This is a genomic window from Flavobacterium sp. DG2-3 (assembly GCF_030730925.1).
In the GTDB taxonomy this organism is placed as follows: Bacteria; Bacteroidota; Bacteroidia; order Flavobacteriales; family Flavobacteriaceae; genus Flavobacterium.
This window is the reverse complement of sequence record NZ_JAVAMB010000011.1, coordinates 88,360-109,968: the sequence shown is the minus strand read 5'-3', so window position 1 is coordinate 109,968 and position 21,609 is coordinate 88,360. Positions and strand designations below refer to the sequence as shown.

The 21,609-nt window shown below is 35.3% G+C and carries 12 protein-coding genes; 11 read left to right on the top strand and 1 reads right to left on the bottom strand.

What is annotated here, in order from left to right:
• Nucleotides 1–39 precede the first annotated feature (39 nt).
• Nucleotides 40–1,644 (bottom strand): class I SAM-dependent methyltransferase, encoded by a 1,605-nt coding sequence (locus Q9Q97_RS16030; protein ID WP_306158880.1) that lies wholly within the window; start codon nucleotides 1,642–1,644, stop codon nucleotides 40–42.
• A gap of 652 nt (nucleotides 1,645–2,296) precedes the next feature.
• Here Q9Q97_RS16030 and Q9Q97_RS16025 point away from each other — a divergent pair.
• From Q9Q97_RS16025 to Q9Q97_RS15975, 11 genes are all read left to right on the top strand, one after another.
• Entirely contained in the window at nucleotides 2,297–3,307 is a 1,011-nt protein-coding gene (locus Q9Q97_RS16025) for a LacI family DNA-binding transcriptional regulator (protein ID WP_306158878.1), read from the top strand.
• Nucleotides 3,308–3,507: 200 nt separating this feature from the next.
• The gene (locus tag Q9Q97_RS16020) at nucleotides 3,508–6,600 is read left to right on the top strand and encodes a SusC/RagA family TonB-linked outer membrane protein (protein WP_306158876.1); all 3,093 of its coding nucleotides are present in this window, start codon (nucleotides 3,508–3,510) and stop codon (nucleotides 6,598–6,600) included.
• 11 nt (nucleotides 6,601–6,611) lie between these two features.
• Complete coding sequence (locus Q9Q97_RS16015; protein ID WP_306158874.1) at nucleotides 6,612–8,126, top strand: SusD/RagB family nutrient-binding outer membrane lipoprotein; 1,515 nt, start codon at nucleotides 6,612–6,614, stop codon at nucleotides 8,124–8,126.
• 421 nt (nucleotides 8,127–8,547) lie between these two features.
• Nucleotides 8,548–10,536 carry a glycoside hydrolase family 2 protein gene (locus tag Q9Q97_RS16010; RefSeq protein ID WP_306158872.1) on the top strand — a complete coding sequence of 663 codons (1,989 nt, stop codon included), beginning with the start codon at nucleotides 8,548–8,550 and terminating at the stop codon, nucleotides 10,534–10,536.
• A 364-nt stretch (nucleotides 10,537–10,900) separates the two neighbouring features.
• Nucleotides 10,901–13,168: a GH92 family glycosyl hydrolase gene (locus Q9Q97_RS16005; RefSeq protein WP_306158870.1), complete on the top strand. Its 2,268-nt coding sequence runs from the start codon at nucleotides 10,901–10,903 to the stop codon at nucleotides 13,166–13,168.
• Nucleotides 13,169–13,312: 144 nt separating this feature from the next.
• Nucleotides 13,313–15,595: a GH92 family glycosyl hydrolase gene (locus Q9Q97_RS16000; protein WP_306158868.1), complete on the top strand. Its 2,283-nt coding sequence runs from the start codon at nucleotides 13,313–13,315 to the stop codon at nucleotides 15,593–15,595.
• A gap of 6 nt (nucleotides 15,596–15,601) precedes the next feature.
• Nucleotides 15,602–17,065: a glycoside hydrolase family 125 protein gene (locus Q9Q97_RS15995; RefSeq protein ID WP_306158866.1), complete on the top strand. Its 1,464-nt coding sequence runs from the start codon at nucleotides 15,602–15,604 to the stop codon at nucleotides 17,063–17,065.
• Nucleotides 17,066–17,087: 22 nt separating this feature from the next.
• Nucleotides 17,088–17,987: an ROK family protein gene (locus Q9Q97_RS15990; protein ID WP_306158865.1), complete on the top strand. Its 900-nt coding sequence runs from the start codon at nucleotides 17,088–17,090 to the stop codon at nucleotides 17,985–17,987.
• Between the two features lie 260 nt (nucleotides 17,988–18,247).
• Nucleotides 18,248–18,745, top strand: a complete 498-nt coding sequence (gene tpx / locus Q9Q97_RS15985) for a thiol peroxidase (RefSeq protein WP_306158862.1) — start codon at nucleotides 18,248–18,250, stop codon at nucleotides 18,743–18,745.
• A 13-nt stretch (nucleotides 18,746–18,758) separates the two neighbouring features.
• Nucleotides 18,759–19,133 carry a diacylglycerol kinase family protein gene (locus tag Q9Q97_RS15980; protein ID WP_125721653.1) on the top strand — a complete coding sequence of 125 codons (375 nt, stop codon included), beginning with the start codon at nucleotides 18,759–18,761 and terminating at the stop codon, nucleotides 19,131–19,133.
• Between the two features lie 18 nt (nucleotides 19,134–19,151).
• Nucleotides 19,152–21,608, top strand: coding sequence for a DNA translocase FtsK (locus Q9Q97_RS15975; protein WP_306158858.1), 2,457 nt, complete (start codon nucleotides 19,152–19,154; stop codon nucleotides 21,606–21,608).
• The last annotated feature ends 1 nt before the right edge of the window (nucleotide 21,609 follow it).

The window sequence follows — 21,609 nt, the reverse complement described above, 5'->3', positions numbered from 1 at the left end:
TATGGACGATTGGTAATTCTTTTAGGAATCTTCCATAATTTATTTTCCTTTCAATAAATTTATACTCACCGTCGCCGTATCAGCATCTGGAAATCGCTTGAAAATAGATTTATCTGGAAACAAACCAGCCTCTGCTGCAATGGCATTAAAAACATCGATTTCAACAATATACTGATCAGAAAAACCGTGAGTTGCATCATAAGCTGTTGCGGGTGTTCGGCCTAAATTGTTGGCAGTCAATTTCGGATTTATGGTATGCAATTCTATTAGAAGCAAACCAAATTTATGCACATAAGGCGACCATTTTTGCAAATGTTCCAAAAGATTGTCTTCAACTTGATTGTTGCTAATTCGTTTTCCTCTGTAAGCAAACGCTCCGGTAGAGCTACTGACTCTATTTGAACTAATATGTTTTGGTTCCTGCCAGATTCTATTGTGGTCTAAAAAAGTCCTTACGTTAAGAAGATCTTTTAGGTCAATGTTATAATTTTCTTTCAGATCGTTGGCAAGTAAATCAGGACGGCCGATGTCGCCCCAGATTACTTTTGCCCAGATATCTGCATTGATAAGATTGGCTCGAGTAACTTTCAAAGCAGTCTGATTGTAATCTACTCCAACTATAAATAACGGATACTCATCGAGCATTTTTCCTCGTAAAGTCTGTCTGTCGACTACCTCAAAAATATGCTGTAGAAAAGCGCCATTTCCGCAGCCCATATCCAGGATTCCTTTAGGCTGTTCTTCAATAGGAAGGTTAAAAAGTTTGATTAGAATTTCGTCCACGACTTTAAAATAAGTGTCGTGAGCGCCGCCGCTTCCCCAAACATTCATTTCACGATCCACATGAATTTCGTTTTCGCCTTCAGCAGTTCGTAAGGCATCCGGATTGCCGAAAATTAATTCTTCAATTTTAGCAAATGTTGGTAAATAAGAAACCGTAACACCATACGCACTGGCTCTTTTAGCAAAAAATAAACCTGCTTCTGTAAACTGATAATTTCCATTTTTTTCTAGAAACCAGCCCAAATGCACAAAAAAATCTAAAATCTTTTTAAAATTTTCAGGAGATTTATGAAATTCTTCGGGTCTAAAAGAAGTTTCCATAAAATATTTATGAAACATTCCGTTCATGGCCAGACGCACAATTGTGGGACCAATTAGATAGCCTTCAATATGTTTTAAAATTTGTTCCTGAATGCTATTGATTAGAGGATCGTTGGAAGGCTCAATTCCGTATCTTTTTTTATATTTTTCAAAAATTACATTAAGTTTTTCAAAAGGCGTATCTTCAAACAAACGCGGATGAAACTGTATAGAGAGCTGAAGTAAGGTAACAACATCTTCGTAGAGATAAAACAGCGAAAAAGCGGTTTCAGTTTTCTCATTTACAGAAATTGTAATAATCTGCGTTTTATTGTCAACTTCATAATCTAAAAAACCTTGAGAAGCCAAAACTCTCAAAGCGACATTCAGATAACCTTCATTGGCATTAAAAGCAGCTGTAAGTTCAGATAATGTTGTCTGCTTTTTGTCTAAGATAAATGGTAATACAAATTTATTTTTTAGCGCAATTGCCACAGGAGCAGTAACCAAGCCGTCAAGATGCCTGAAAATGGAACTTAAGAGTTGTGATTTATCGGTCATAATGCAAAAATGAAGGTTAGTTAAAAATAGTGATTTTTTTCTTTCCTACGCATATTGCTTTTATAGGGTGCAGATTTTATTTTGAATTAGAATCCGAAGGATTCAAATGTGTATAGCAAATGATTCCTGCCGTAGATATTTGACCCCGAAGGGGGCATACCTACGATGAGACATAAAATTCTATAAATATTTGAATCCTTCGGATTCTTTATGGGCGAATTTTATTTTGAAATTTATTGTTTTTGAATTAAGCCTAATGGATTTGGTTTAAATTTTTATATAGAAAAATTGAATAAAAGTGATTTTCGGAAATATACTTTTTCGAAATATTTCAAGCAATTTTGATTATTCTATAAAAAAGAACTTTCGAATGTTTTTTAAACTTTACTCAGCTTTTTTGAATAGAAAAGCGGCGGATTTTTTTAAAAAACAGATTATTTTCCAGTCAAATTGATACAAAAAACATAAAAATCTATATTAAAAGTCAGAATGACAATAACAGGGGTAAATCTAGTAATTACTGAATATTTTGTTATTTTTTAGCTATAAAAAAACATTTTATTGAAAATAAATTTTACTAAAACGTTTTTGTAAGCTGTACTTACATATATTTGCTATGTACTAAAATATGCAACAATAAAATAATTACCCGATGAAAAAGATTACAATTAGAGATATTGCTAAAAAAGCTGAAGTTTCTATTTCTACTGTGTCTTTTGTTATCAACGGAAAGGGTGAAAAAATGGCTATCAGTCCGGCAGTGATCAAAAAAGTTCAGGACGTAGCACAAAAACTGCAATACAAACCAAGTATGATTGCGAGCAGTTTGCGGACAGGAAAAACGAGATCAATTGGACTTATTGTAGAAGATATATCCAATCAGTTTTTTGCAGATTTGGCGAGAGTGATCGAAGACGAGGCAAAAAATATCAACTATAGGGTTTTTTATTGCAGTACAAATGACGATAATGACCGTTCTGAAGAATTGGTGCAAAGTCTTTTGCAGGCAAATGTGGAAGGTTTTATTATTACGCCAACACGAAATTTGGAAAAAACAATAAGCCAGCTTTTAAAACTCCAGAAACCAGTTGTACTTATTGACAGACATTTTGCCAATCAAAAAGTAAGTCATGTTGTGATGGATAATTACGAAGGTTCTTACGCTGCTGCTAAATTTTTGATGAGTAAAGGACGAAAAAATATTGCAGTCGTGAATAATAAGTCTGGAATGATTCAGATGAAATTGAGAGAAAAAGGATATGTTGAAGCCTTAAAAGAAGAAGGAATTTATAACGAAAAATATACGCTCCATTTAGATTATCACGCAAGTGAACAGAGCAGAATTGACGCAATTATAAATTTCTTTACAGAAAATAAAGAGATAGATGCCGTTCTTTTTTTAGCCAATTATCTCGGACTTGCGGGACTTCAAGCTTTTCGAGATTTGAAATACAAAATTCCAGACGACATTTCGGTTATCAGTTTTGATGATCACGACAGCTTCAAACTGCATACGCCCACAATATCTGTAGTTGCCCAACCGATAGAACAGATAGCGGTCAAATCCATACAATTGCTAATGAGTCAAATGACAAACCTGGACGATTTTAAAATTGAAAAAGTTCTCGAAAAAGGCAATTTAATTATAAGAGAATCAATTTAAAAAAATATAAAATGAAAAGTGAGTTTAGGCTTTTTTTTAGTCATTTCACTAAAACGTTTTAGTTAAAAACAAAAACAGCAACCTTAGTAAAAATGGGCGCTGAGACATTGAGACAGAGTACAATTTTTTATTAATTATTTAAAAACAAACAGAGTAGAACAAACACAAAACGAAGTCAAAACCAATAACCAAAAAAGCTTATGAGACAAATATTAGCAGTGTTAGGCGTGATATTGCTTAGCAGTTTAAGTGCTGCCGCGCAAAATCGATTAATAACCGGCATAGTTACAGATGCAGAGAACAAGGGAGTTGTTGCTGCATCAATTGAAGTTCAAGGAAAACCATTTAGTGCTGTTACAGATGCTGAAGGGCGATTTAGAATGAATGTTCCAGAAGGTAAAGTTACCCTTGTTGTTTCTTCTATAGGGTTTCAGTCACAAACCGTTGTGCTTCAGGAAAAAGACACCAGAGTTACTGTTGCACTGGTTGAATCTACACAAGAATTGAAAGATGTTGTGGTAACTTCATTTGGAGTTAAAAAACAAAAGAAAAGTTTAGGTTACGCCGTTGGAGAGTTAAAAGGCGAAGATCTGACAAAAAATAAAGAAATTAATTTAGGAAATGCTTTGCAGGGCAAAATTGCCGGTGTAAATGTTTCGGCGCCAGTTACGGGACCATCAGGTTCAAGTCGTGTCGTGATTCGTGGAGCGACTTCGGCTTCTGGATTGAACCAGCCGCTGTATGTTGTAGACGGAATTCCGATTGATAATACACAGCAGGGAAACGCAGGAATGTGGGGAGGCGCTGATAAAGGAGATGGAATGTCTTCTTTCAACCCAGATGATATTGCTTCGATGTCGGTTTTGAAAGGTAGTGCCGCTTCTGCGCTTTACGGGTACAGAGGTTCAAATGGTGTTATCTTAATTACGACCAAAAAAGGGAAAAGCGGTACAGGAATAGGAGTAGATTTTAGTACAAATTCTACTTTTAATACGCCTGCAAGCCTTTTAAAATGGCAAGATCAGTATGGAGCTGGAGCTCCAAATGCGAGCGGTGTGCCAACGAGATTTACCAATTTGCAAGAACTTAGAGATTCGTACTATTTTGCATGGGGAGATAAATACGACGGAACACCTTCTTTGTCTCTTGACGGTGCTACAAGACCTTATCAGGCATACGGAAAAGACAATGTGGAGAATTTCTATAGAACGGGATATTCTTTCAGTAATACTTTAGCGATTTCTGGTGGAAATGAAACAACAAACTTTAGATTATCTTTCGGAAATACCAAAGATGAATCTATTCTGCCTGAAACTACTTTTGGAAGAAACAATGTGGCTTTAAGCTTAAATTCGGCTCCAAATAAAAAAATCAGCGTAGAAACTAATGCGCAGTATATTTCGGAGAAAAGTCATAACCGTCCATATTTAAACGATTCGCCAAGAAACCCGTCTTTCCCAACTACTTTCATGACTCCGGGAACAGATATTAGATGGTTAAGCAATCCGTATGATGCAAACGGAGGCGAAGAAGATTATTTAGGAGCAAATGTATATCATACCAATCCTTATTTTGCTACAAAATCGCCATTAAATGACGACCTTAGAAAGCGTTTTATCGGATCTGCAAAAGTAAATTATAACATTACAGAAAAAATTTATGCTAAAGCTGTTATTGGTATTGATGATATTAATTATGAGTATACTGAAATTGAACCTACTGGAATAAACTACAGTCCAGGCGGATCTATCGAAAACAGAGTGGAGTCACGTTCAGAATGGAATGCTTCTGGTTTCTTAGGCTACAAAGGAGATATTGTTAAAGATCTTTCGCTAGATGCTTTTATTGGTGCAAACCGTCAGCATAACCGATACAGCGGTATTAAAATGAAAGGAAATAATTTTATTGTTCCGTTCAAATATTTCTACGGAAATACTCAGCCAGATAAAACAGAAAAATTATTCTCAGAAAGCGAAGTAAACTCACTTTTCTATTCTGCCGATATTGGATACAAAGATTATTTATTTCTTAGCTTAACAGGCCGTGAAGATTGGTTTTCTACTTTAGATCCGTCAAACAATAGTACTTTTTATCCTTCTGTAAGTTCAAGTTTTATTTATTCTGAAGTGATCGGTCTTCCAGAATGGATTTCTTACGGTAAGATTAGAGCAGGCTGGGGTAACGTAGGAGGTGCATTGCCAGACGCTTACGCTTTATCTTTAACGTATATCACTCCAGACGGACAGACAGATTCTTTAGGACAGCCAATTTTGGGTGTAAATGGAGAAACAATTCCAAACAGAACTTTAAAACCGTACAACGTAAGTACAATTGAATTTGGTTTTGAAAACACATTTTTCAATAATAGAGTTAGCACAGACTTAACATTCTACAGCAAAAAAACAACAAATGATATTACAGATGCCGATGTTTCTCAAGCTTCTGGATACAGAACGACGAAAATCAATGTTGGGGAAATCCTAAACAAAGGGGTGGAGTTTGCTATTAATGTAAAAGCAGTAAAAACAGAAAGTTTCACTTGGAACGTAGGTTATAATTTTGCTTATAATGATAGTGAAGTGCTGAATCTTTCGGATAAAATTACAACGAAAACATTAGAAGGAAATAGAGACGGAAGAGCTAATGTAGTTTTAGAAAAAGGACAGCCTTTTGGAGTTATTAAAGCTTACGATTATTTAAGAGATACAAACGGAAACATTGTTTTAGATACAAATGGTAAATTTTTAAGAGGAGATTTAATCATTGCAGGACAAGGTGTTGCACCGCTTTCTATGGGATTCTCAAATGATTTCTCTTATAAAAATTTCACTCTTTCTGTTTTTATGGATGCTAAATTTGGAGGAGAAATCTATTCTGCTACCAATCAGTTAGGGACTCGTTACGGATTAAGTGAAATTACGCTTCCAGGTCGTGAAAACGGAGTTGCAGTAAGCGGAACAGATGTAAATGGAGCTCCTGTTAACACAACAGTTTCGGCTTATGATTACTGGAGAAGTTACAGCGATGTAACCTCAAACTTTGTTTACGATGCCGATTTTGTGAAGTTGAGAGCCATTTCTTTTGCGTATAATTTCCCAAAAGCATATTTGAAAAAAACACCATTTCAGTCTGTTAGTTTAGCTTTTTCAGCACATAATTTATGGACTATCTATGACAAAGTTCCAAACATAGATCCAGAATCCAATTACTCAAACAGTAATGCGCAAGGTATGGAGAGAGCTTCTATGCCATTGACAAGAAACTATGGTTTTGCACTTAATGTCAAATTCTAATACTAAAAAAGATGAAAAATAGATATATTAAAATATTTTGTGTCGCAATTGTTAGTGCTATGACATTAGCTTCATGCGATAAAGGATTCGAAGAAATGAATACGAATCCAAACGCTTTAACAGATCCAGCTGTAAAATCGATGTTTACCCTTGCTGAAATTTATGTTGACGGACAAGATTTTTCTAACACAAGAGGAAATAATATTTACGCAGCGCAGATTGTGCAGCAATTTTCGTCACCGAGTGGCGCAGGTTCGAAATACGCCTATTCTTCTGAATATTCGGCTGCTCTTTTTGGAGAAACGTACGGAAAAGGATTAAATCAGATTTTCCAATTATTATCTGTAGTAGAAGATACGCCAGAAAATACAAATATGATTCAAGCTTGCAGAATTATGAAAGTTTTCTTGTTTCAAAAACTGACCGACACTTATGGTGAAGTTCCTTATTTTGAAGCAGGAAAAGGATATAACGGAAACGTTTTTTCTCCAAAATACGATACGCAAGAAGCTATTTATAATGATCTTTTAAAAGAATTGGACGAAGCTGGAACGGCGCTAGACGCAGGAAAGCCTTTCGTTGGAAATGCTGATTTATTTTACCAAAGCGATGTAGCAAGATGGAAAAAACTGGCAAACTCCTTAATGTTAAGAGTAGCCATGCGTTTGTCTAAAGTAAATCCTGCAAAAGCAAAAGAATTTGTAGAAAAAGCTTATGCTAAAGGCGTTTTTACTTCAAATGATGACAGTTTGGTTTTGCGACATGATGCAGGGCCTCCAGGAGTAAAAACAAATCCGATTACTTCTTCATGGGTTAGAAATGATTTGAATGGAGGAGAATCGAATATCAAATTCAGTAAAACTTTTATTGATTTATTGAAAAACACAAACGATCCTCGTTTAAGAATTTATGCAAAACTAGAAGCAACTGGAGATAACAATCCTGCAAATCAGCAAGGTTTGGCAAATGATGCAAAAGAATTTCCAGGAGGAGACAAAAAACTTTTCTCAGATCCAAATACATCAACCGTATTGCGTTATGATGCTCCAACACTAATTATGTCTTATGCTGAGGTTCAATATTTATTGGCAGAAGCTGCAGTAAAAGGATGGAATGTTGGAGGATCTGCTCAAACGTATTATGAAAACGGAGTAAGAGGGGCAATGAATATTTTAGCCATTTTTGGAGACAAAGTGCCTTTGGTTTCACCAGCAGAATATACCACTTACATTACTACTTATCCGTTCAAATCTGCAGGAACAGAAGCAGAAAAAATCGAACAGATTATCACTCAAAAATGGATTTTGTTATTGTTTAATGGTTTTGAAGCATTTTCAGAATACAGAAGAACAGGCTACCCAGTTTTAGTTCCTGTAAATGATCCAACTGGAGAGACAAAAGGAACAATTCCGAGAAGATTAATTTATGATCAGTCAGAGCTTATTACAAACGAGGCTAATTATAAAGAAGCAATTCAACGTCAAGGTTTAGATTTAATGACCACAAGAATCTGGTGGGACAAATAGAATTTTAAATTTGGTTGGTTAGTTAGTTAAAATAAGTCGGGTAATGAGCATACCCGGCTTATTTTTAAACCAAATAAAGAATTGATCTCCAAAGTGTAATTGAAAGTTATTTTGCAGATTCAAATGCTTTTTTTTCGCAGAAAAACAAAATTGTATTCTGCTGAAAAAGATGGATTTATTTTCAGCATTAAAAAAAATATACTTAAAGTTTATTTCATTATTTGAATTTAAACAATACAAATCAAAACCAAAATAAACATAGGCAGTGGTAAAGAAAATATTTCAAGTTGTATTTTAGAGTTACTAACAAAGAATAAATTCTGCAGAGAAGGAATAACACGGTCAGTTCTTTCCTTCTCTAAACTGCCAAATTAGGTGCCTTTTTACTAATTTTAGAAGGTAATAAAATAGTACTCCAAAAATGAATCATCACAAAAAACTTCGCTGGTTAACGAGCTTATGCCTCGCAGGCTTTACATCGATTGCTTTTGCACAGCAAATCGATTTAAAAAACAATTGGACATACCGTGAAGAAAAAACTCAAAAATGGTATCCCGCAACAGTTCCGGGAGAAATTCATACCGATTTGCTGAACAATAAATTAATTCCTGATCCATTTTATAGAGACAACGAAAAAAACTTGCAGTGGATAGAACGTAAAAACTGGGAATATAAAACTGTTTTTCAGGTTACTGCAAAAATGCTGAAAAAGAAAAATACAGAATTAGTTTTTGATGGATTAGACACTTACGCATCCATATATGTAAACAATCAGCTGGTTTTAAAAGCTGATAATATGTTTCGTCAATGGCGTGTTGAGGTTAAAAAAAACTTGAAACCAGGAAATAACGATTTGCGAATCGTATTTCAATCGGCGCAAAATGTAGTCGATTCGTTGGCTAAAAAAGATCAGCCATTTGTAATTCCAGACAATCCGAGAGCTTATGTACGCAAGGCGCAATATCATTTCGGTTGGGATTGGGGACCAAAATACACCACTTGCGGAATATGGAAAACGCCAAGATTAGAAGCTTATGACGAAAAAGCGCCTGAGAAACCGTATGTTTTAAATCGAAAGATTGAATTAATACAAGACAAAGACAGTCTTGGGAAATCTTTTTATTTTAAAATTGATGGAAAGCCAGTGTACATGAAAGGAGCCAATTACATTCCGTCTGATGCTTTTCTTTCGAGAGTAACCAAAAAAGAATATGAAAAAATAGTTTTATCGGCAAAACAAGCCAACATGAATATGCTTCGCGTTTGGGGCGGAGGCATTTATGAAGATGATTATTTCTACGATTTATGCGATAAATACGGAATAAATGTCTGGCAGGATTTTATGTTTGCCGGCACAATGGTTCCTGGAGACGATGCTTTTTTTGATAATGTAAAAAAAGAAGTGCAGTATCAGGTAAAGAGATTGCGCCATCATCCAAGTATCGTTTTATGGTGCGGGAACAACGAATCTGACGAAGCTTTTAAAAATTGGGGTTGGATGAAAAGTTTTAAAATTTCCAAACAAGATTCGATTCGTTTATGGAAAGACTATACGCGTTTATTTCACGACAGTATTCCGAAATGGGTAAAAGAAGTTGACGGAAAACGTCCTTATTTAAGTTCATCGCCATTATATCATTGGTCAAAACCTAAAAGTGTAACAGAAGGAGATAGCCACTATTGGGGCATTTGGTGGGGATTGGAAGATATTGAAGCCGTTACAAAAAAAACGGGACGATTTGTAAGCGAATATGGAATGTTATCGTTGCCTAATTATTCTTCAATTGAAAATTTTACCTCAGAAGAAGATCGTCATTTATATTCAGATATACTAAAAGTACATTTAAAAGCGGGTAAAGGTTTTGAGAAGTTAGACTCCTATCTCGGTAAATATTTTATAGATGCATCTAAAATAAAAAAGATGAATTTGGAAGATTATGCATACTTGAGTCAGTGTCTGCATTATTATTCTATAAAAAATATTGTCGGTACCCATCGTTCAAAAGCGCCGTATAATATGGGAACTTTGGTCTGGCAATTAAACGATTGTTGGCCTGTGGCAAGTTGGAGCATTACCGATTACGAGAACCGACAGCCTAAAGCGGCATGGTATGCTATAAGAGAAGCTTACAGAGACGATATCAAACCAGAAATTGATTTTACTCGTCCGATAAATTTAAAACTGGAAGATCCAAAAATAAACTGGCAGATAAAAGGAAACACAATTATCCTAAAAGCAGAAAAAATAGCTAAATATATTTGCATCTCAGCCAAAGGGTATAACGGAAAATGGAGCGATAATTATTTTGATTTACAAGCGGGAGAAGAAAAAATAATTTCGTTTGAAGGAAAAGTCAAGAAAGAAAATATTAAGATTTATTCTTTATATGAAGTTTTGAGTAGGTACTAAGGTACTGAGATGCTAAGGGTCTAAGTTGCAAAGAGACAAAGAAACAAAGAGACAAAGAAACAAAGAGACAAAGAAACAAAGAGACAAAGTTTTTCCGTAGAGGCGCACCGCAGTGCGTCTCCCTTACGAAGACGATAATCTATCTTTTATTGGGTGTTTTTATAAATTTTTATGTAGAGACGCACCGCAGTGCGTCTCCTTATGAAGACGATAATTTATCCTTTATTGGGTGTTTTTATAAATTTTTCATGTAGAGACGCACCGCAGTGCGTCTCCTTACGAAGACAAGATTTTATTCTATTACTAGGGTTATATAAAAGAAGAAGGGATTCTTTATGAATTCAAAAAAAATAAAAAATTACAAATGATAAACAGCAAACTAATTTTTAGCGGAGTTTTAATTTTTAATCTGTTTTGCGGCGGTATTGCATTTTCTCAAAAAAAGAAAATAGAAAATACGGCAAATTATACGCAATATGTCGATCCAATTATCGGATCTGCTGGTCATGGTCATGTTTTTGTGGGGGCTAATGTTCCTTTTGGAGCGGTTCAACTGGGGCCGGTAAATATTTTTGAAGGCTGGGATTGGTGCAGTGGATATAACTACGCAAGCAATACGATTTTAGGCTTTACGCATACACATTTAAGCGGAACCGGAATTGGCGATTTAAATGATATTTTGGTGCTTCCTGTTAGCGGAAAAGTCGGCTTGACGAAAGGCACAAAAGAAGATATGGTAAACGGTTATGGTTCGTATTTCTCTCATAAAAACGAAGTGGTAAAACCTGGATATTACAGCGTTCTTTTAGATAAATATAAAGTTAAAGCCGAATTAACAGCCAGCGAAAGAGTTGGTTTTCATAAATATACTTTCGAAAATACAAGCGATTCTCATATTTTAATTGATCTTGCCGACGGAATTGGCTGGGACAGACCTGTAAAAACATTCATTAAAAAAATCAGCGAAAATAAAATAGAAGGATATCGTTATTCGGCAGGTTGGGCTTCAGATCAGCGCATTTATTTTGCAATGGAATTCTCTGAACCAATTACCAATATGGCTGTTTATGATAGTACAGCTGTGGTTAAAGGAACAGAAGGTGAAGGCTTAAAAATAAAAGCTGTTTTAGATTTTAAAACCTTAAAAAGCAAACAGATTCTAGTAAAAGTCGGGATTTCTCCAGTAAGTACAGAAAATGCCTCGGCGAATATAAAAGCAGAAATTCCAGATTGGAATTTCGAAGCGATTGTAAAATTAGCAGATTCAAAATGGAATAAAGAACTGAATAAAGTTCAGATCAAAGCCAATGAAAAAACAATGAAAGTTTTCTACACAGCATTGTACCACACGATGTTTGCGCCTTCTATTTTTAATGATGCCAATGGAGATTACAGAGGAACAGATAAAAAAGTGTATGAAAAAGCCAATTTTACCAATTACACCACTTTTTCGCTTTGGGATACTTATAGAGGTTTACATCCTTTATATACTATAGTGCAACCTGAAAAAATCAATGATATTGTAAAATCATTTTTAGCGATTTATCAGCAGCAGGGCAGATTGCCAGTCTGGCATTTAATGGGCAACGAAACCAATACCATGAACGGAAATCATTCTATAGCCGTTATTGTCGATGCGTATTTAAAAGGATATCGTGATTACGATACCAATTTAGCATACGAAGCAATTAAAAAAACGGCAATGCAGACCCGTGACGGAATGGATTATGTTCAAAAACTCGAATATATTCCTGCCGATAAACACTTAGAATCTGTTGGAAATGCTTTAGAATATGCCATTGATGATTATTGTATCGCCTTAATGGCAAAATCTTTAAACAAAACAGACGATTATAATTACTTTACCAAAAGAGCCAATTTATACAAACAGTATTTCGATAAAGAAACCACTTTTATGCGTGGAAAATTGACCAACGGAAATTGGAGAACACCGTTTAATCCGCTTTCATCTGCACATAGAAAAGACGATTATGTAGAAGGAAATGCGTGGCAGTACACTTGGTTGGTTCCTCAAGATCCGTACGGATTGATTGAATTGTTTGGAAATGAAGAAAAATTTATCGCAAAATTAGATTCACTTTTTTTACTAACTGATAAAGTTGAAGGAGAAGATGTTTCACCAGATATCAGCGGTTTAATTGGTCAATACGCACATGGAAACGAACCGAATCATCATATTCCATATTTGTATGCGTATGTTGGGCAGCCTTGGAAAACCGCCAAATTAATTCGCGAAATCGATGAAAAATTTTATTCTACAAAACCAGACGGATTATGCGGTAACGAAGATTTAGGGCAAATGTCGGCTTGGTATATTTTATCTTCTATGGGATTCTATTCGGTTAATCCGGCAAACGGAATTTACGTTTTAGGAAGTCCGTTGGTAAACAGTGCCGTGATTCATCATACAAAAGAGGTTTCTTTTACAATAAATGCGGTTAATAATAGCGCTTCAAATATCTATATTCAAAAAGTAGAATTCAACGGAAAACCTTATACAAAATCATACATTACACAAGATATGATTGTAAATGGGGGAGAACTGAAATTATATATGGGAAACAAACCATCAACGACTTGGGGAGTTAAAAAAGAAGATAGACCTCAATAATTTTAGATTTTAGATTACACGTTCCTGCAAGGTTTCCAAAACCTTGTAGGTATAATTTAAAGTTTAGATAAATGAGATTTAAATTTCGCAAAAAAGATAAATACCTACAAGGTTTTGGAAACCTTGCAGGATAACACATATAATATGAAAATAAAGAGTTTAATTTTTTTAGGAATATTGCAATCCTGCCTTTTCTTAAATGCACAGGTAAAAAACTTAGATCCTGTAGAATATGTAAATCCTTTAATGGGAACACAATCGCTGCATAATCTTTCAAACGGGAATACGTATCCTGCAGTTTGTCGACCGTGGGGAATGAATTTCTGGACGCCTCAAACTGGAAAAATGGGCGATGGTTGGGCCTATACGTATACTGCCGAGAAAATAAAAGGATTTAAGCAAACGCATCAGCCTTCACCGTGGATGAACGATTACGGTCAGTTTTCGATTATGCCGGTTACGGGTAAATTGGCTTTCGCCGAAGACGAACGCGCGAGTTGGTTCAGTCATAAAGCTGAGGTTTCAAAACCCTATTATTACAGCGTTTATTTGGCTGATCATGACGTTACCACCGAAATTACCACAACAGAAAGAGCAGCGCATTTTCAGATTACATTTCCAGAAAACGAAAAATCTTCCATTATAATTGATGCATTCGATAAAGGTTCTTATATCAAAATAATTCCTTCAGAAAATAAAATAATTGGTTATACAACACGCAACAGCGGCGGAGTTCCTCAAAATTTTAAAAACTATTTTGTTTTGTTGTTTGATAAAAAGTTTGAAGCGAATTCAACTTGGCTGAATAAAGATTTAGCCGCTGATAAATTAGAATCAGAAGGGAATCATGTCGGTGCAGTTATTGGATTTAAAACCAAAAAAGGAGAGAAAGTCAATGTGAAAGTGGCTTCTTCTTTTATAAGTTTTGAACAGGCCGAATTAAATTTAAAAGAATTGGGGGAAGCTACTTTTGAAGAAACCGTTGCGCAATCTAAAGCAGAATGGAATAAAGTTTTAGGAAAAATTGCTATAGAAGATACCAATACAGATCAGCTAAAGACTTTTTATTCGTGTTTATACCGAACTGTTTGTTTTCCTCAAAAACAATATGAAATTGATAAAGATGGAAAAATTGTGCACTACAGTCCCTACAACGGAAAAGTGCTGCCGGGATATATGTATGCAGGAACTGGATTTTGGGATACTTTTCGTGCTTTATATCCTTTGCTAAATCTGGTTTATCCGTCTATAAATAAAGAAATGCAGGAAGGATTAATAAACGATTATAAAGAAGGCGGATTCTTGCCAGAATGGTCAAGTCCAGGATTTAGAAATGTAATGGTAGGCAACAATTCTGCTTCTGTAGTTTCTGATGCTTACATAAAAGGATTACGCGGTTATGACATCAATACTTTGTACGGAGCTTTGCTGCACGGAGCGAATAACGAAGGTCCGCTAGAAGCGGTGGGGAGAAAAGGAGTGGAGTATTATAATACTTTAGGATATGTTCCGTATGATGTAAAAATCAACGAAAATGCGGCTCGCACTTTAGAATATGCTTATGATGATTTTACGATTTGGAAATTGGCAAAAGCATTAAATCGCCCGAAAAAAGAAATTAGTTTGTATGAAAAACGAATGCTGAATTATAAAAAACTCTATAATCCAGCAGTAGGTTTAATGAGCGGAAGAAATAAAGACGGCAGTTTCCCAGCGAACTTTAATCCGTTTAAATGGGGAGACGCCTTTACCGAAGGAAACAGCTGGCATTACAGCTGGAGCGTTTTTCATGACATTCAAGGTTTGATTGATTTAATGGGCGGAGAGAAAAATTTCACAGCAAAATTAGATGCAGTATTTACGACTCCTCCAATTTTTGATGACAGTTATTACGGAGCCGTGATTCATGAAATTCGCGAAATGCAGATCATGAACATGGGGCAATATGCCCACGGAAATCAGCCCATTCAACACATGATTTATTTGTACAATTATGCTGGAGAACCTTGGAAAGCGCAATATTGGTCGAGAGAAGTAATGAATCGTTTGTACAAACCAACGCCAGATGGCTATTGCGGAGACGAAGATAACGGTCAGACTTCTGCATGGTATATTTTCTCTGCCATGGGATTTTATCCAGTTTGTCCGGCGACAGACGAATATGTTTTGGGGGCGCCTTTATTTAAGAAAACAACCTTACAATTAGAAAACGGAAAACAGCTTATTATCAACGCGCCAAATAATTCGGAAACCAACAAATATGTAAACGAGTTACAATGGAATAATTCCCTTCATACTAAAAATTATATCAATCATTTTGAGGTGTTAAAAGGCGGGGAATTAAATTTTGATATGACCAATTCGCCTAATTTTAAAAGAGGTACAACAAAAGAAGCATTCCCATATTCTTATTCAAATTCAAAATAAAAAGATATGCAGTCACGTAGAAAATTTATAAAAAACGCAGGCATTTTTTCAGCAGGATTATTGGCAATTCAAACAGAAGCTTTCGGGTTTAATTCAGATATTTTTCAATTTCCTTTAAAAGATTTTGTTTCAAAAAGACCTCCAGTTGCCGAAAGAAAATTTACAAGTAAAGCAATCGAAGCTGCTATCGTTCGTGTAAAAAAACAAATCGCTAATCCAGAATTGGCATGGATTTTCGAAAACTGTTTTCCAAATACACTAGATACCACAGTCGATTTTGAAATTATAGATGGAAAACCAGATACGTATGTCATTACAGGAGATATCGATGCCATGTGGCTTAGAGACAGTACAGCGCAGATTTGGCCGTATATTCCGTTTGTAAAAGAAGATCCAAAATTGGCAGAATTGGTAAAAGGAGTAATTAATCGTCAAGCGAAATGTATTCTGCTCGATCCGTATGCGAATGCTTTTTATAAAGATTTTGCGAAGGAAAGCGAATGGAAAAATGACCTTACCAAAATGCAGCCCGGAATTCATGAAAGAAAATGGGAAATTGACAGTTTGTGTTATCCGGTTCGTTTAGCGCACGGGTATTGGAAAGAAACAGGAGATATCAGTTTATTTGATGCAAAATGGAAAGAAGCTATGCTATTAGTTCTGCAAACTTTTAAAGAACAGCAAAGATTAGACGGAAAAGGAGGACCTTACAGTTTTCAGCGTCAAACGGCGTGGGCAACAGATGGTGTTCCGTTAGGCGGTTACGGATATCCTGTAAAACCGTGCGGATTAATTGTGTCGACTTTTAGACCAAGTGACGATTCTACTTTGTTTGGATACTTGATTCCGAGTAATATGTTCGCCATTGAAATATTAGGATATCTGATTGAGATTTTCTCTCTTCCAGCTTTAAAAGACGATGATTTAGTGGCAAAGGCGACAGAATTAAGAGATCAAGTTCAAAAAGGTCTTAACGAACACGGAATCATCAATCACCCAAAATTCGGAAAAATTATTGCTTTTGAAGTAAACGGATACGGAAGTTTCCATATGATGGACGATGCCAATGTGCCTTCGTTACTATCATTGCCTTATTTAGGCGCAATTGCTCCAAATGACCCTTTGTATTTGAATACAAGAAAAGTAGTGCTATCAGAAAACAATCCATTTTTCTACAAAGGAAAAGCAGGAGAAGGTATTGGAGGTCCACACACGGGAGTCGATACGATCTGGCCTATGAGTATTGTTTTAAGAGCGATTACGAGTGTAGACGAAAAAGAAATAAAAGCCTGTATCAGCAATTTAATTAAAACCAATGCCGATACTGGATTTATGCACGAATCATTTCATAAAGACGATGTGAACAAATTTACTCGTAAATGGTTTGCTTGGGCCAATACATTATTCGGCGAAATGATTGTGCACACCAATATTCATTATCCTCAAATTTTAAAAGATAAAAATATCTAGTACTAAAGCTAAAAAAGTAAAAATGAATACATCACATGCCATTGGGCTAGATATAGGAGGAACGCATATTACTGCCGCGGTTATCAATAAAACCGATATGAAAGTTTTGGACTTTTCGCTCTGCAAAGAATCTTTCGATTCGAATAAGTCCGTATCTGAGGTCATGAATATCTGGAAAAAAGTAATCTGCACTGCAATAGAAAATTCTAAAATTAAAAATATTACGGGAATAGCAGTTTGCATGCCTGGCCCATTTGATTATAAAAACGGCATCTGTTGGATTAAAGACCAGTCCAAATACGAACATTTTTACGCATTAAACATTAGAGAATTGCTTTTAGAAACTCTTGGTTTTAATGCAGATTTTCCGGTTCTTTTTGAAAATGATGCCGTTTGTTTTGGAAAAGGGGAGGTTTTTAAACAGCAAGAAAATCTTTCTAAAAAAGTAATGGCCGTTACCTTAGGCACAGGATTAGGTGCTTGTTTTATTGATAAAGGAGTATCAATCAGTTCAGGCAATTCTGTTCCAGCTGATGGAGAAATATATAATTTGCCTTATAAAGAAGGTATGGCAGAAGATTATGTTTCGGTTAGAGGTCTTTTGTCACATTATAAATCTTTAAGCAATGAAGATCTTAATAATGGTTTAGAATTGTATGCTTTAGCGAAAAGTGGAGATCAGTCGGCCATTTCAGTTTTCGAAAGAATGGGGGAGGATTTAGCCAAAGTTGTTATTCCGTGGATTCAAAAATTCACAGCAGATCATATTATTATCGGCGGAAAAATTGCCAATGCTAGCGATTTGTTTTTAGCATCATTTAATAAAACGATTCAAGAATCAGGATTAAAAGTTGAGGTTTCCATTTCAAACGATAATGAAATTGCCGCCTTACTAGGAGCAGTGAGTTTTCTTTGTGATTAAAATAAAGACGGATGAGAAAATTAACTCATCCGTTTTTGTTTATAATACATTAGATTGAAGTGCTACTAGCTAAAGCTGGAGGCAATTTATATCGAAAAACTTTGTCAAATTTTTAAACTTTGACAAATTATCTACACGTAAATTAGTGAATTCGTGGCTACCCAAAACCATTCTTAATCTCTCCTTAAACCCATAACAAATACTTTTAGATTCAAATTTTAATCCTTACTTTTGAGCCTCATTAATTTTAAACAAAAATCATGGCATCTATCACATTAGGAGGAAATCCAGTTCATACATCAGGCGAATTACCAGCAGTTGGATCGCAATTAGCTGACTTCAAATTAGTACAAAACGATTTATCAGTTGCTTCTTTAAGTAATTTCGCTGGTAAAAAATTAGTTTTAAACATCTTCCCAAGTGTAGATACAGGAACTTGTGCAACATCGGTTAGAACTTTCAATGCAAGCGCAAGCGGATTAGAAAACACAACTGTTCTATGTATCTCTAGAGATTTGCCTTTTGCTCAAAAACGTTTTTGTGGTGCTGAAGGTTTAGAAAATGTAGTAAACTTATCAGATTTCCAAACTGGTGCTTTTGGTAAAGCAAACGGACTTGAAATTGTTGACGGACCATTAGCAGGTTTACATTCAAGAGTAATCATTGTTGTTGATGAAAATGGAAAAGTTCTTCACACAGAACAAGTTGCTGAAATCGCAAACGAACCAAATTACGAAGCTGCTTTAGCTGTACTATAATATTTTCCTTTAAATGGAGTTTCAAAAAGATAATACCTTTGTTACAGGTCGTTTAAAAAGTATGAAATATGCTTTTAATGGAGCTGTAAAATTAATAAAAACCGAACACAGCATTATGGTGCAATTCTCACTGGGAATTATCATGACCATCGCTGGGTTCTATTTTCATATATCACAAACCGAATGGCTATGTCAGACATTAGCCATCGGTTTTGTTTTAAGCATTGAAGGATTAAATACGGCAGTTGAAAAAATAGCCGATTTTATCCACCCCGATTTTAGCAGACGAATCGGTTTTATAAAAGATATCGCTGCAGGGGCAGTATTTTTTGCTGCAATGACTGCAATAGCAATAGGCTTGATTATTTATATTCCAAAATTTATTTAGGCAAAGGAAAACGCAAGAATGGCAAAAAATAAAAAAGAAACTGTAGATAAAAAAAACGATAAACAAGAAGGAAATAAAAGATCTTTTAAGATGTCTAAACAACAGAAATTTGTTTTAGGATGTCTTTTGGTTCTTTTTTCTATTGCTCTTTTGGTAGCATTTATTTCTTTTTACGTTAACGGACAATGGCAAAACGATCAAAGCGTTGTAAACCAGCTTGGCGATCGCACTGAAGTGGCTGAGAATTGGCTTGGCAAATTCGGAGCTTATCTTGCCGATTTGATTATCTATCGAGGTTTCGGACTTGCTTCTTTCATATTCGTGCGTTTATTTTTCCTTACGGGAATGTTCCTTGCATTGGAACTTTCGACCCAAAAACTCAAAAACACTTGGTTCTGGGATATTTTTGCCATCATTATCGTTTCTGTTTTATTTGGCTTCTTTGCAACTTCTGCACCAGAATTAGGAGGTACAATTGGTTACGAATTAAATATATTCCTTCAAGATTATATCGGAAAAACAGGTACTTTGCTTACGCTGCTTTTCGGTTTAATTGTATACTTGATTTTCAAAATCAAATTATCTCCAGAAAAAATCCAGTCTTATTTTGATTCGACTAAAAAAGAATTAAAATCAGAATTAGACACATTAAAACCAGCTGTTGCACAACCAGAAAGTGCTTATAATCTGGAAGAGTTTTCTATTAAAGAAGAAGAGGAAGAAAACGATCCTGAATTGGATAACATTCATATTAAAACTGTAGATTCTCAATTCGAGATCAATAAAGAAGCTTTAAAACCAACTATTTCTCATTCGTCTGAAATTGAATTAAATCCTATTCTAAAACCAATTCAGCCAGCTGTTACGCAAGTTACTGCTACTCCAGATGAAGCTTTTGTTATTGAAAAAGCAGAGGAGGAAGATATAATCGAAGAAAACTTAGCTTCTCGTCTAGTTGCCGATTTCGGACTTTTTGACCCGACTTTGGATTTATCGAATTACAAATTCCCAACCATTGATTTATTAAAAGAATATTCGACTGGCGGAATTACAATCAATCAAGAAGAATTAGAAGAAAATAAAAATAGAATTGTAGACACACTTCGTAACTACAAAATTGAAATTGCACAGATTAAAGCAACTGTTGGTCCATCGGTTACTTTATACGAAATTGTTCCTGAAGCAGGAATTAGAATTTCAAAAATTAAAAGTTTAGAAGATGATATTGCTTTATCATTATCTGCACTAGGTATTCGTATTATTGCACCAATTCCAGGAAAAGGTACTATCGGTATTGAGGTTCCGAACAAAAACCCAACTATGGTTTCTATGAAAAGCGTTATTGGAGCAGCAAAATTCCAAGAAGCTGAAATGGAATTGCCAATTGCATTAGGAAAAACCATTTCTAACGAAACTTTTGTAGTCGATTTGGCAAAAATGCCTCACTTATTGATGGCTGGAGCAACGGGACAAGGTAAATCTGTCGGATTGAATGCGGTTTTAACTTCGCTTTTATACAAAAAACATCCTGCGGAAGTAAAATTTGTTTTGGTTGACCCGAAAAAAGTAGAGCTTACACTTTTCAATAAAATTGAAAGACATTATTTAGCGAAGCTTCCAGACACAGAAGATGCTATTATTACAGACAATGCAAAAGTTGTTAATACTTTAAATTCGCTTTGTACAGAAATGGACAATCGTTATTCTTTATTAAAAGATGCGATGGTTCGTAATATTAAAGAATACAACGAAAAATTTAAGTCTAGAAAATTAAATCCAGAAGCGGGTCACCGATTTTTACCTTACATCGTTTTGGTTGTCGATGAGTTTGCCGATTTGATTATGACTGCAGGAAAAGAAGTCGAAGTTCCGATTGCGCGTCTGGCTCAGTTAGCGCGTGCTATTGGTATTCACTTGATTATTGCCACACAAAGACCTTCTGTAAACGTAATTACAGGTTTAATTAAAGCGAATTTCCCTGCTAGAATTGCCTTTAGAGTAACTTCTAAAATCGATTCGAGAACCATTTTGGATACGCAAGGTGCAGATCAGCTTATTGGACGTGGGGATTTATTATACACTAATGGAAATGATGTTGTGCGTGTTCAGTGCGCGTTTATTGACACTCCAGAGGTGGAAAAAATTACAGATTTTATTGGCGGACAAAAAGCGTATCCTAACGCTTATTTGCTTCCAGAGTTCGTTGGAGAAGAAAGTGGCATCAATCTTGATATAGATATTTCCGAAAGAGATACTTTATTTAGAGAAGCGGCAGAGATAATTGTCAATGCACAGCAAGGTTCTGCTTCTTTATTGCAGCGAAAATTAAAATTAGGATACAACAGAGCTGGTCGTTTGATCGATCAACTTGAGGCAGCAGGTATTGTTGGTCCGTTTGAAGGCAGTAAAGCACGCAGTGTAAACATCTTAGATTTAAATGCTCTTGATCAATTTTTTAATAATGAACAAAATTAAT